The following is a 12,285-nucleotide window of genomic DNA, read 5'->3' on the forward strand; positions in this document are numbered from 1 at the left end:
TGCGCATTTGCATCGGGGCGCGCCCGCGCCCGCCTCGCCGACGGGGCGCGAAGGCTTCGCCCGCGGCTCCCCTCAGCGCGCAGAACGCTGCTACTCTCCGCCCCCTCCGGTTCCCGTGCAACGCGCTCTCGACTGGCTCTACCGCAACCGCTGGCCGCTCGTCATCGTGCTCGGCGCTTTCCTCGTCCGCCTGCACTGGAACCTGCTGGTCCACCCGCTCGGCGACTATGTCTCTTCGGACATGAAGGGCTACGTCTCGCGGGCCGACCAGATGATCGACAAGTTCGGCGTGCCCAACGAGTACCACGCGTTCTTCCCCTACGGGACGCACTTCCTGCTGGCGCTGATCAAGGCGCTGTTCGGCAAGGACAACTTCGCCGCCATCGGCGTGGCCTACGCGCTGATGGGCACCGGCATCGTCGCCTACGCCTACCGGATCGCCGAGCGCATCAGCCCGCACAAGTGGGTCCCGCCGCTGCTCGGCACGCTCCTGGTGTTCTACTACCCGCTGATCTCGCTCGGCGGCTACACGCTGAGCGAGATCCCGTTCGGCGTGTTCATGATGGCGTCGATGTTCTACCTGGTCCGCCTGGTCCAGGAGGGCAAGACGCGCGACGCCTGGCTGACCGGCGTCATGGCGGCGCTGGCGACGGCCTGCCGGCCGCAGATCCTGCTGTCGATCGCGCTGTTCGGCCTGGCCTGGCTGGTCTACCGCAAGGCGATGCCGAAGGTGCGCTGGCGCCACCTGGTCTACGCCGGCATCCCGCTGATCGCGGTGCTCGGGTTCTCGGCCGCGCGCATGCACCACCACACCGGCCGGCTCGGCCTCGTCAGCGAGAACGGCAAGTTCAACCAGCTGTTCGGCCGCTGCCACAACAAGAAGGCCAGCGCGACGCCGACCGAGCCCGGGCGCGGCAAGATCCGCTTCGGCCCGCCGCCGCTCATCCAGCTGGAGAAGCGGGCCAAGACTGCGCCGCGCTCGTGGGTCCAGCTCGAGCCCGCGCTCGGCCCGGAGCTCGAGTACCGCGGCTACATCGCCGACGCCAAGGCCCTCGACGCGCTGATGGCCAAGTGCGTGCGCAAGACCGGCTTCCTCGGCCAGGTCAAGTACGCGATCGTCAACGTGCTGCTGCTGGCCGGCTACAACACCCCGTGGCCCGACTCCGGCCGCGACCTGTGGCGCCCGCGGGCGATCTGGTGGCAGGGCATGTACACCACCTTCGTCACCCTGCCGGTCGTCCTCGGCCTCGTCACCCTGTTCATGCGCCGCACGATCGCCAGCCACGGCCTCATCGCCATGCACGTGCTGGCGCTGATGATCACCGCCGCGATCTACTTCGGCGACACCCGCCTGCGCGCGCCCTACGACCCGCTGCTGCTCCTGCTCGCGCTCGAGGTCTACGTGTTCGTCGGGCTGTGGGCCTGGCGCCACGGCAAGGCGCTGTGGGCCCGCAGGCGCGCGCGCCGGGCTTGATGCTCCGGCGGACAGGTCTTTCGGGCCATGTCCCATGGGACATGGCCCTTCGTATATTCACCAGCAGCAGCCGGGGCGGGCCTGCCAGCGGTGCCACAGGGCGCCGTCGGCCCCGCGGACGAACGCCTCGAGGCGGCCGTCCTGGTTGGCGGCGATCGCCGGCCGATCGTTGAAGGTGCCGCCGAGCGAGCTCCACGGCGTCCAGCTGCCCCCGGGCGTGACCTGGCCGATCTGCCACAGCGCGAAGTCGAGGCCGCGGGCGAACACCTCGAGGCGGCCGTCGGGCGTGGCGATCGCCACCGGGTCGCCGGGCGCGCCGCCGAGCGAGGCCCACGGCGACCAGCCCCCGCCCGGGGCGGTCTGCCACAGGTGGCGCAGGTCGCCGGCGTCGCCGCGGACGAACACCTCGAGGCGGCCGTCGCGGTTGCGTGCCACCGCGGGCGCGCCGTCGAAGCGGCCGCCGAGCGCGGTCCACTCGCCGTAGGCGCCGTCGACGGCGAGCTGGTGGCGGTGCAGCAGCTCGCCGTCGTCGCCGCGGGCGAACAGCTCGAGGCGGCCGTCGCCGTCGCGGGCGACCGCGATCGGGCCGACCGCGCCGGCGAGCGACTGCCAGGTGCTCCACGCCGGGCCCGGCAGCTCGCGCAGGTGGTGGACGGTGCGGTCGGGGGCGCGGACGAAGATCTCGAGGTGACCGTCGAGGCCGCGCGCGACCGCGGGCCGATCGCCAGGGCGAATTTGTCCGCCCAGGCGCACCCACGCGGGCCAGCCGTGCTTCGGCCCGGACTGTCGCAGGTGCCACAGGGCGCCGTCGCTGCCGCGGGCGAACAGGTCGATGTGAGCGTCGCCGTCCTCGCCGACGACGACGCCGCCGCCGAGCCGACCGCCCAGCGAGGTCCACTCCGACCAGCCGTCGTTCGGCTCGACCTGATGGATGTGCCACAGGGCCCCGTCCCGCCCGCGCACGAACACCTCGAGGCGGCCGTCCGAGCTGAGGGTGGCCGCCGGCTCGGCGACAGATCCGCCGAGCGAGTGCCACGCGGGCAGGTCGGCCTCCGGCGCGGCGTCGTCGTCGTACGGCTCGAGCGTCGGCGGGTACTCGTCGTCGCGCGGAGCGATGGTGTCGGCCGAGGGGGCGCAGGCGACCACGAGACCGGCGAGCGCGAGCGACGAGGTGCAGCGCGGCATCGTTTGCCTCCTTCTCCTCCTCTGTTTGTGGCGAAGAATCGCGGCCGAGCGCCGGGCGCGGGCCGGGCGGGCGGCGAGGCGCTGCCGGACCGGAGGAGGCCGCTGGACGGCGAGGCCGGCGCCGGAGCGGCCGAGCCGGCGCCGGAGATTTTGCGGCGGGTGTCCTCGGGGACAGGTGCGGCGCCTGACGCGACGGCCGGCGCGGCGGTCTACATGGTCAAAGGGACATGTACATCAGTGCATGTCCTTTGGAACATGTTCACTCCTGCGAGCGCTCGAGCGCGCGGGCCCGCTCGAGCTCCGCCGCGAGCTCGGCGCGCTGGTCGGCGACCAGCGGCAGGGCGGCGAGCTCGGCGCGGAGGGCCTCGGCGCGGGCGGGGTCGGCGAGGGCCACGGCCAGCTCGATGCGAGCGGCCAGGGCCCGGGCGCGCTCGAGCGGGTCGCCGGGCTCGGGGCGAGCGAGGGCCAGGTCGAGGACCCGGGCGGCGGCCTCGTCGTCGTTCTTGAAGTCGCGCAGGCGCGCGGCGAAGCGGACCCCGTGGGCGAGCCGCGACTCGTCGGGCCGGCGCTTGACGGCCTCGAGCACGTCCTCGTCCTCGCTGCCGCCGGCGTCCTTCTTGATGAAGACGAGCGAGTTGCCGGCGACGTCGACGACGGTGAAGCGGGTCTGGCCGGGCTTCATGCGGGTGATCCGCGGGATGCCGGAGATCGGCAGCTTGCCGTAGCCGCTGCGCAGCGCGTCGGCGAAGGTCGCGTGCAGCTGCTCGACCTCGGGCACCATGACGAGGCAGGTGCTGTAGGCGTCCTTGGGGTCGAGCTCCTTGATGCCCATGAAGTGGACCTCCATGCCGCCGCGGCGGGTGGCCGCGTAGACGTAGGGCTTGTGCTGCTCGTAGGTGACCTCGAAGCCGAGCAGGCGGTAGAAGGCGAGCGTGTCGGCGATCGACACGCTCGGGAGGACGGGGATCATCGTCTCGGGGTGCATGCGGAGCGTCAGTCCTTTCGACCCGTCCGGCGGCGACGGGCGCGGGGTGGCGGTGATTGCAGCAAGAGGACGGCGTCGCGCAGGGCCGCGACCGTGGCCTGCAGCGCGCGGAGGTCGACCCGCGCGGCGAGGCCCTCGACCCACTCGGCGTGCCGCGCCTCGACCGCGCGCAGGGCCCGACGCCCGGCCGAGGTCAGGGCGATCCGCCGGGCCCTGCGGTCGTCAGGGTCGTCGACCAACACGACGAAGCCGTCGCGCGCCAGGGCGTCCGCGGTCTGCTGCACGCTCTGGCGCCGCAGTCCCATGGTCCGCGCGACCTGGGCGACCGTCACCGGGCCGTGATCGGCGACGCCCAGCACCTGCCAGCGCGCGCTGGTGAGGTTCGAGGGGGCCGCCAACCGATCGCCCGCTTCGAGCAGCAGTCCGTTGAGCCGGAACACCTCGAGGATGAGGTCGGTGAAGGCCCGCCCCGCGTCCGTCCATCGCGCCACGCCGGGGACTGTGCAAAATTGACAGGTACCTGTCAATTTAAAGATGAGGCTGTGAGGAGAAGAGCACGAGCGGGCCGATCGCGGGAAGCTGCGAGGCGTGCCCAGGCGTGCCCACGCATGGGGCGTGATGTCGCCATGGGTCGCACGCACTGCGTGAAGGCGGCCGCGCGTGCCGTGAAACCGGCTTCCGGGCGAGGCGTCGGAGTTCGCCGAGGCGGGCGCGGCGTTCATCGTTCCGGGGCGAGCGCGTGGGGCCACTCATCGTTCCGGGCGCTCCGGGGCGCTCTGCGAGGAGCGACTCGCGAAGGCGCGTCGGGCCGGCCGATGGCGAAGGTCGTCGGCGGGGCGCTCCGCCGGCGAACCGCACTGCTCTACGCAGTCGGCGGCGGGCCACCGAGGCCGCCGGCGCCGCGATGCGATTCGCCGGTGAGCGGGCCGGATTCACGCGATCGTCGCGGCCGTCGACGCGGCCGACGTCGCGTCGCTCCGCGTGCTCGCCAGGCTCGGCTTCAGCCGCTGCGGCGAGCGGCCGGGGACGTTCGCCGCGTTGCTGCAGTTCCCGGCGCAGTGATGTGGATCTCCGGACGGACTTGTCGCGGTTCCTCCTGGAGGAAGACGTGGAGGTGGCGAGCGAGGCGGGGCGGCGCGGCAAGGTCGCACTCGCGCGAATGCTCGGTGCAGTGCATCATGACGGGCATGAACTGCTTGTGCTTATGGTTCGCGCTGGGTGTTCAGGGCGCGCCGGTGCCGGAAGGGCCGCAACCGCCGATCGTGGCGGTCGCGCCCGCTTCGGAGGGCGGCGACGAGGGGGTACGACTGGCGCGCTATTTCGAGGGCGAGCGGCAATATGCGGAGCGCCTGGGCCGCGCGCTGGGGCAGGATCTGAGCGCGTACTGGCAGGATTATCAGGACGACGAGAAGGACCGGGCCGACGAGCGGGCCGAGGGCGACGACGACGAGGACAGCGAGGTACAGAGCTTCGCGCAGTTCATGGACGACAAGTACCGCCGGCGGCTGAAGCCCGGCGGCATCCTGCTCGGCTGCGGCTTCGCTCCGCTCGGGTTCGGGCTCTACATCGGCCTCACTCTCGGCGAGGGCTCCGAAGCGGCTTTGACTCTGGCGGGTATCGGTGGCGCGGTCATCGTCACCGGCGCGGTCCTGCTGGGCGTCCGCGGGGCGCAGCTGCGACGCCTCCGCGAGGCGCAGGCCGGCCTCGCCCTGGGCCAGAGCGCGCGCCTGCGCTGGCGCGGCCTGGCGCCGCTGCACGACCCGCAGCTCCGGACCTACGGGGCGAGCGTCGGCTTCGCGTTCTGACCGCCCCTGGGGGCGCGGTGCCGTTCCTCGCGTCGATGCCGTGGATGTATATGAGGACATGTCCTGACGGGCATGTCCGATCGGAAATGTAGCGAGTCGCCCGTGATAGCGCTCGATAGCGCTCCGAGCGGGGCGGGGAACCAGCGACGTGGCGGTCACTGGGCGACGCGAGTCGCGAAGAATCGCCCGGCAGATCTTCGGGCACGCCCGGGCCTCGGGGGCCATCGTCTCTTCGATGTTGCACACATCGGCGAGGAGCCGGATGTCGTCGACGAGGCCGTCCGGCATGCGGGCGGTGTCGGCGAACGGGATGGCCTTGACGCCGAGCGACGACAGGCCGCTGTGTGGTTGGCGCGCTCACGGCCACACGCGGGCCGTGTCGGCCGGAGGTACGTTGCGGAACACGTGTTCGCGGAGGTCGGCGATCCGCAGCGGGGCGACGCGGGGGCGCGCGAGCGAGCCGGGGAAAGGGCGGCGGAACAGGCAGCCCTGGTCGGCGAACAGCAGCGAGCCGTCGTGATCCCAGTCGGCCCAGTCGAGCCGGCCGAGCTCCTCGGCGCCGATCGCCGCGCGGCGACAGGCCGCAGCGCTCCTCGTAGATCCGTCCCGACAGCCACTGCCCCGGTGTGACCTCGTCGCGCTCGAGGTCCCAGCGCACCATCTCGACCTGCTTCGAGGGCCCGCGCCGGAGCACGACGGCGACCCGGGCGGCGCGCGCGACCAGCCCGAACAGTCGCGTCGTGGGTTCGGTGCGGACGTCGCGGTCGCTCATGCGGCCCGGCAGCGTAACGCCGGGCGCCCGCGAAATTCCATGGGGGGGGGCCGGTGTTCTTCTCTCGCTTTTTCTACGCTACGGCGCGGGCCAGCGCGCGCGCAGCCAGCCCGACACCTCGCCGAGAGCCTCGGGGGCCATCGTCTCTTCGATGTCGCCGTACTCGGCGGGCGAGCCGGTCTTGGCGTGCTGGAACAGGTGGTTGAGCCCGGGCAGCGACTTGACCGTGGCGTCCTTGTTGCCGGCCTTGGCGAGGGCTTGCTCGAGCTCGGGGATGTTGCCCTCGGCGGGCACCTGGAGGTCGAGCGCGCCGATCAGCGCGAGCACCGGGGTCTTCTTCAGCTTGCGCAGGTCGGCGCGCGGGTCGGCCTTGAGGAAGTCGTGGAACCACGGCGTGTCGAGCGACGCCAGCGAGGCCCCGACCAGCGCTTCGACCTGCTCGGGCGTCGCGCCGCCGGTCTGCAGGGCCACCAGCTTGCGCAGGATCGGCTCGAGGTCGGCGCGCTTCTTCTTGGCGGCGAGGCCGTCGAGCAGCTGCTTCTGCAGCACCACCTGGGCGTCGATGTCGGCCTGCGGGACGCCGCGGGCGCGGGCCAGGGCGATGAGCTGCTGGACCAGGATCTCCTTGCCCGTCACGCCCGGGCCGGCCAGCATCACGACCGCGCCGACGCGCTTGTCGGCGGCCCCGGTGCGGGCGGCGATCATCGCCCCCTCGCTGTGGCCGATGAGCCCGAGCTTGGTCTTGTCGACCTCGGGCTGCTGCGCCAGCCAGTCGAGCGCGCCGCGGGCGTCGCCGACGAGGTCGAGCTGGGTCGCCTTGTCGAGCTCGCCCTTCGAGCCGCCGACGCCGCGGTCGTCGAAGCGCAGCACCGCGAAGCCGGCGCGGGTGAGGTGGTCGGCGAGGACGAGGAACGGGCGGTGGCCCATCAGCGACTCGTCGCGGTCCTGCGCGCCCGAGCCGGTCAACAGGACCACGGCCGGGAACGGACCTGGCCCTTCGGGCAGGGTGAAGCTGCCGGCCAGGGCGACCTTGTCCTTGGCCGCGCTGGTGAACGCGGCGTCGCGGCTGGCGTAGGGGAACGGCGGCTTGGGCTCCTGCGGCCGCTTGGGCGCGACGTCGGCCGGCTCCCCGGGCTTCAGCTTGCGGGCGGTGGCGGGCAGGCTCTGCCCGGCCTGGCTCAGCGTGCCCTTGACCTCGTCGGCCCCGGCCTCGCGCTCGAAGCTGAAGATCGCCCACTGATTCTCGGGCGCGCCGGGCGGGGCGAGCACGAAGTCGACGGCGTCGGCGGCCACGCGCACGTCCTGCAGCGGGAAGTCCTTGACGCTCTGCGCCGGGATGTCGAGCCGCCCGCTCCACGCCGACTTCGGATCGTCGGGCCGCGGCGGGTCGAGGCGGGCGATGAACCGCAGCTTGCCGTCGCCGGGCAGCTCGACCGCGCCGACCCACGTCTCCGGGCCGCTGGCGGCGGGCGCCGGGGCCGGCGCGGGCGCGGCGGCGGGCGCCGGCTCGGGCTGGGCCGGCGGTGGGCTGGTCTTACAGCCAGGTACAAAGAGACAGAGCGCAACGGACAGGGCGATTCGGACAGGTTGCTTCATCGGTTCCTCGGCGAGCGCGTCGTGCGTCGTCGGCGCCCTGCTGCCTTCATACCCCGGGCCTCGCGCGGTTGTCGAGGCCGGCCGCGCGCACCCGCGCGGGCCCGGCTGCGCGAGAGGACATGTGAGAGCCGACAGGTTCGATCAAACAGGCAGGGACGCGTGAGGCGGCCGCCTCGCGCGCGCGGCAGGGCGTCACTCGCTGCCGAACCGCGCCAGCCAGGGCCCGGTCTTCGGCGGGTCCCCCGGCTCGAGCAGGAGGCCGGAGACCACGGGGTCGCCCTCGGGCGTGGCCGCGATCCGCACGCCCTCGCGGAAGCCGAACGCCTGCTCGACCTGCCATTGCCGGGTGCCGTCGCCGGCGTAGCGGGCGATCCACACGTCCCAGTCCTCCGTCTGCGGCAGGTCGAGCGAGCCCGTCAACAGCAGCGACCCGTCACAGGCGATCGCTCCGTTGCCGACGCCGAGGTTGCCGTCGGAGGTCGGCAACATCACGGTCCACAGCTCGGCGCCGTCGGCTCCGTAGCGGCGCAAGCGGTGCTCGAAGGTCCCGGCGACCACGGTCCGCTGCAACGCGAGGTAGACCCCGCCTGCGCCGTCCGGCAGGACCATGTCGATGCCGTCGTCGCCGTCGCCGAACTGGTCGTCCCACGCCAGCGCGCCCGCGGGCGTGAACCGGCCGAACCACACGCCGGCGGTCCCGGCCGGGCCCGGGTCGCCGGCGAGCACCGGCGACCCGTCGGGGTCGAGCGCCAGCCGCTCGACCTGCACTCCGGCCGGGACCTCGACCTCGATCTGCTCGAGCAGCTGGCCCGACGCGTCGAGCTCGAGCCGCAACAACGGCGCCCCGTCGGCGTGCTCGAGCACGACGACCGTGTCGCCGACGACCGCGAGCTCGCCGATCGGCTCGTAATTCGCGGCGGGCACGAACGGCAGCGCCGTGTGCTCCCACCGCCACGCGAGCGCGCCGTCGGGGGCGTAGCGCAGGACGACCAGCCGCGCGTCGAAGGACGCGCCGTCCGGCGAGAGCGCGTGCATCTCCTGCACGAGGACGTGCACGAACCCCGCGGCGTCGACCGCGACGGCGAGCGGCGTGTCGAGCAGTCCGTCGGCGCCGGCGTAGGTCCGAGACCAGAGCAGGGCGCCGGCCGGATCGTACTTGTGGACGAAAGCGTCGCGGGTCGCGGGCTCGCCCTGGCTGCCGACCGCGACCACCTCGCCGCCGGGTGCGGTCACCAGCCCCTGGACGAATCCGGGCAGTTCGTCGCGCTCGTGCGACCACGCGAGCTCGCCGGCGGGCCCGCTCTCTCCGCACGCGACGGCGTCGCTCTCGGGGCTGTCGCCGGCGGTCGCGGAGGCGCTCGGAAGCTCGCCGAGCTTGGTCGGCAGTTCGCACGCGGGGGCCACCAGCGCGGCAGGGACAAGCAAGATCGTGGCTCGGAGACGTCGGGGTGCTCGCTTCATGGTGATGATTTCCTCACCCTCTCGTCTCCTGCTGTCGGGCCTTCCGTCACCGGGCGGAGAAAACCTCCGCGAGCCGCTGCGAGCCGCTTCAGACCGCTCTATCGGGCCGTACGCAGGGTCGCGTGGGCCGCGACGACGCGGCGCGCCGGTGCGAGGTCGGATCGCGGTCCGATCGGCGCTCCACTGCGCGGGCTCGACGGAAATGAGGCCGAGCGGCGCGCGCTCGCGCCGCCGCCGAATCTGGCTTCAAGGCAGATAGACCGACCGGCTCGGGACCGCGACGCAGGCCGCGTCGATCGACGCGGTGAGCAGGAAGCACCCGCGTCGCGAGCAGGTTCGAGAACGAGGGCGCCTCAGTCCGCGCAGCTGGCCTGGGTGAGGAGCGCGTCGTTGTTGCTGTCGAGGCACTCCGGGACGAGGCCGCCGTCGGGGCCGATCACCGCGAAGAAGTTCGTCGGCATGTCCACCGGCGGCTCCGGTACGGTCCAGGTGACCTGCGTCGAGCCGCCCGGGACGATGCCCTCGGTGGTCGCCGCGGTGCCGAGCAGCGCGCCGCTGTCGTTCAGCCCGGCGTAGAAGCTCACGTCGATCCCCGCCGGCGCGCCGACCGAGCCCTCGTTGTGGATCGTCGCCACGAGGGCGAACTCGGCCGGGCACTCGGCGACGTCCGCCGCGAGCGAGAGCGTCAGGTCGGCCGGGTGGAACGGCCCCACCGTGGCGCTCTGGCGGAAGTTGTTGAGACCCGGGACGGTCCAGTTGGCCTGCTCGACGAGCGGCGGGTTGCCGGCCGCGTCGGCGTTGGTGCCGTGATACGTGTGCTGCGTCCACACGTCGCGCGCCTGCGGCCAGGCGCCCGCCTGCGCGCGGTAGACGAACACGCCCTTGCGGGGCATGAAGTCGGGCGTGTCGGCGGTGCAGTCGGTCACGTTCTTGGGGTCGCCGAGGTTGGCGACCATGACGAGCTCGGAGGTGCCGTCGCCGTCGACGTCGGCGACGAGCGGGTACTCGTGGATCGTGCTGCTCGAGTTCATGATCTCGAGCACCACGTCGCCGGTCGCGCCATCGAGCACGCGGGCGAAGCACTCGTCCTGCTGCAGGACCTCGACCACGCCGTCGCCCTGGAAGTCGAACGCCGACGCGCCGGTCGCCGCCGACGAGGTGTCCTGGACGGGCGAGGTCCAGCGGGCGTACATCGCCCCGGACGCCGGCATCGGGTCCACCTGCGGCTTGACGATCTGCTCGCCCGGGCGATTGAAGTCGTACACCGCGAAGGCGACCCCGCCGGTGAGGGCCGCCTCGGGTCGGCCGTCGCCGTCGAAGTCGGCGATGGTCGCAGGCCCGCCGAGGCTGCCGCCCTTGATCGGGATCGGCGCCGTGCGCAGGGCCGGGTTCATCATGCACGCCGCGTCGGTCGGATCGACGCCGCACCAGAGCTGGCCGGTCTGGCCGTTGATCGCGCGGATCGTCGGCCACGCGGTCAGCACCACCTCCGGCTTGCCGTCGCCGTCGAGGTCCGCGACCGCCGGCCAGCCGTCGTTGTTGTGCGCCGGGACGGGGTTGTTGTCGTTGGCCCAGAACAGCGAGAGCGTGACAGTCGGCGGATCGGCGACGACCCAGTCGATCTTCCACGCCTCGCGGCCGGTGACGAGCTCGGGCTTGTCGTCGCCGTCGAGATCCGCGACCGTCGCCAGGCCGCCGAAGTAGAGCGGGGTGTTGCCGTTGAACGGCGTGCCGAACTGGACGCCGTTGTTGTTCTGGTTCCACACCACGAGGCCGTCGTGATCGAGGATCATCGCCCCGAGCGCGACCTCGGCCTCGGGATCGTCGTCGAGGTTGGCCACGGTCACCGAGGCGTTGTCGACCCGGACCTTGGCGATCTGGTCGTTCGCCAGCCGCGCCGTCCACAGCAGCTGGCCCTGGCCGTCGACCGCGTGGATCGGCGCGAGCTGCATGACTCCCTCGGGCCGCCCGGCGTAGATGATGTCGGGGACGCCGTCGCCGCTCACGTCGCCGACGGCGAGGGTCGAGCGCCCGTGCGAGCCGAACTGCATGTTGCCCGGGTCGTGGGCGATCCGCCACTTCTCCTCCCCCGTCGCGCCGTCGAGGAGGACGATCTCGCCTACCGGCCAGGTCCCCGTCCCCGCCGTGGCCGAGACGACGACATCGGGCACGCCGTCGTCGTCGACATCGGCGATGATCGGCGTCGTCGCCACCTGATCGGTCGTCCACTCCCACGCGAGGGCGACGTCGAGCGGACCGGGTTCGCAGCCGAGCGAGTCCGGCAGCGGCAGGCACTGACCGAGCAGCGGGTCGCAGGATTGCCCGGCCTCGCACTCGCTGGAGTCCTGGCAGGGGCCGAGCGGGAGCTGGCACGCGTCGCCGAGGCAGACCTCGCCGGCGGCGCAGCAGATCGAGTCGTCGGGGCCGCAGTGGACGCCGCCTTCGCACGCGGGGACGCAGGCGCCGCTCAGGCACTCCTCGCCCGCAGCGCAGCAGCCGGCCGGTAGACCGCAGAGCAGCGCGCACGACTCGGCGCCGCCGCTGGTCGTCGAGTCGGTGGTCGTCGAGGTCTCGGTCGTCGACTCGGTGGTCGTCGAGGTCTCGGTCGTCGAGTCGGTGGTCGTCGAGGTCTCGGTCGTCGAGCCGGTGGTCATGTCGCCGGTCGTGGTGTCGGTGGTCGTCGGCGTGGCCGTGGTCGATCCGGTCGGCTCCACGGTTTCGCCGCTCGAGGTCGACGAGGACGACGAGGTCGACGAGGTCGAAGTGTCGGTGACTGTCTCATTGGCAGGGTTATCGCCGCATCCCGCCGTCATGAGGCCGGTGCAGGCGATCGCGCTCGATATCAGGGAATAGCGAGAAAGGAAGCTCATGCCAGTAGTAAGCCACAGGCGCCTGCGACTGTCGCGTTCGATCGCCTGACCGTGCGCGGGAGGGCAGTTTGGAACCGTCGGCGCTGCCTGTGTTCGAGCCCTGGTGCTTCGCCCGATCGGCTCGTGCCCCGTGATCC

General features: G+C 72.6%; 9 protein-coding genes. 3 read left to right on the forward strand and 6 right to left on the reverse strand.

The window, feature by feature from the left end:
* Positions 1–115 precede the first annotated feature (115 nt).
* Positions 116–1,474 (forward strand): ArnT family glycosyltransferase, encoded by a 1,359-nt coding sequence (locus O0S08_RS07895; protein ID WP_269038414.1) that lies wholly within the window; start codon positions 116–118, stop codon positions 1,472–1,474.
* 57 nt (positions 1,475–1,531) lie between these two features.
* Here the strand turns inward: O0S08_RS07895 and O0S08_RS07900 are convergent, their stop codons facing one another.
* From O0S08_RS07900 to O0S08_RS07910, 3 genes are all read right to left on the reverse strand, one after another.
* Positions 1,532–2,659 (reverse strand): PLL family lectin, encoded by a 1,128-nt coding sequence (locus tag O0S08_RS07900; RefSeq protein ID WP_269038415.1) that lies wholly within the window; start codon positions 2,657–2,659, stop codon positions 1,532–1,534.
* Positions 2,660–2,918: 259 nt separating this feature from the next.
* Positions 2,919–3,644: a DUF8817 family protein gene (locus tag O0S08_RS07905; protein WP_269038416.1), complete on the reverse strand. Its 726-nt coding sequence runs from the start codon at positions 3,642–3,644 to the stop codon at positions 2,919–2,921.
* 8 nt (positions 3,645–3,652) lie between these two features.
* Positions 3,653–4,135: a MarR family winged helix-turn-helix transcriptional regulator gene (locus O0S08_RS07910; protein ID WP_269038417.1), complete on the reverse strand. Its 483-nt coding sequence runs from the start codon at positions 4,133–4,135 to the stop codon at positions 3,653–3,655.
* A 696-nt stretch (positions 4,136–4,831) separates the two neighbouring features.
* Here O0S08_RS07910 and O0S08_RS07915 point away from each other — a divergent pair.
* Positions 4,832–5,449 carry a hypothetical protein gene (locus O0S08_RS07915; RefSeq protein ID WP_269038418.1) on the forward strand — a complete coding sequence of 206 codons (618 nt, stop codon included), beginning with the start codon at positions 4,832–4,834 and terminating at the stop codon, positions 5,447–5,449.
* Positions 5,450–6,299: 850 nt separating this feature from the next.
* Here O0S08_RS07915 and O0S08_RS07920 read toward each other — a convergent pair.
* From O0S08_RS07920 to O0S08_RS07930, 3 genes are all read right to left on the reverse strand, one after another.
* Entirely contained in the window at positions 6,300–7,817 is a 1,518-nt protein-coding gene (locus tag O0S08_RS07920; RefSeq protein WP_269038419.1) for a S9 family peptidase, read from the reverse strand.
* Between the two features lie 192 nt (positions 7,818–8,009).
* Positions 8,010–9,278 carry an NHL repeat-containing protein gene (locus O0S08_RS07925; protein ID WP_269038420.1) on the reverse strand — a complete coding sequence of 423 codons (1,269 nt, stop codon included), beginning with the start codon at positions 9,276–9,278 and terminating at the stop codon, positions 8,010–8,012.
* Between the two features lie 353 nt (positions 9,279–9,631).
* On the reverse strand, positions 9,632–11,932 hold the full coding sequence (locus O0S08_RS07930; protein ID WP_269038421.1) for a hypothetical protein: 2,301 nt from the start codon (positions 11,930–11,932) through the stop codon (positions 9,632–9,634).
* Here O0S08_RS07930 and O0S08_RS07935 point away from each other — a divergent pair.
* On the forward strand, positions 11,931–12,131 hold the full coding sequence (locus tag O0S08_RS07935; RefSeq protein WP_269038422.1) for a hypothetical protein: 201 nt from the start codon (positions 11,931–11,933) through the stop codon (positions 12,129–12,131). The genes O0S08_RS07930 and O0S08_RS07935 overlap by 2 nt on opposite strands.
* Positions 12,132–12,285: the final 154 nt, after the last annotated feature.

The organism is Nannocystis punicea (assembly GCF_026965555.1).
Lineage (GTDB): Bacteria > Myxococcota_A > Polyangia > Nannocystales > Nannocystaceae > Nannocystis > Nannocystis punicea.

What these genes read in the sequence shown, in the direction of transcription:
- O0S08_RS07905 (WP_269038416.1), bottom strand. Translation starts at nt 3,644, where the DNA reads ATGCACCCCGAGACGATGATCCCCGTCCTCCCGAGCGTGTCGATCGCC.
- O0S08_RS07915 (WP_269038418.1), top strand. Translation starts at nt 4,832, where the DNA reads ATGAACTGCTTGTGCTTATGGTTCGCGCTGGGTGTTCAGGGCGCGCCG.
- O0S08_RS07900 (WP_269038415.1), bottom strand. Translation starts at nt 2,659, where the DNA reads ATGCCGCGCTGCACCTCGTCGCTCGCGCTCGCCGGTCTCGTGGTCGCC.
- O0S08_RS07935 (WP_269038422.1), top strand. Translation starts at nt 11,931, where the DNA reads ATGTCGCCGGTCGTGGTGTCGGTGGTCGTCGGCGTGGCCGTGGTCGAT.
- O0S08_RS07925 (WP_269038420.1), bottom strand. Translation starts at nt 9,278, where the DNA reads ATGAAGCGAGCACCCCGACGTCTCCGAGCCACGATCTTGCTTGTCCCT.
- O0S08_RS07930 (WP_269038421.1), bottom strand. Translation starts at nt 11,932, where the DNA reads ATGACCACCGGCTCGACGACCGAGACCTCGACGACCACCGACTCGACG.
- O0S08_RS07920 (WP_269038419.1), bottom strand. Translation starts at nt 7,817, where the DNA reads ATGAAGCAACCTGTCCGAATCGCCCTGTCCGTTGCGCTCTGTCTCTTT.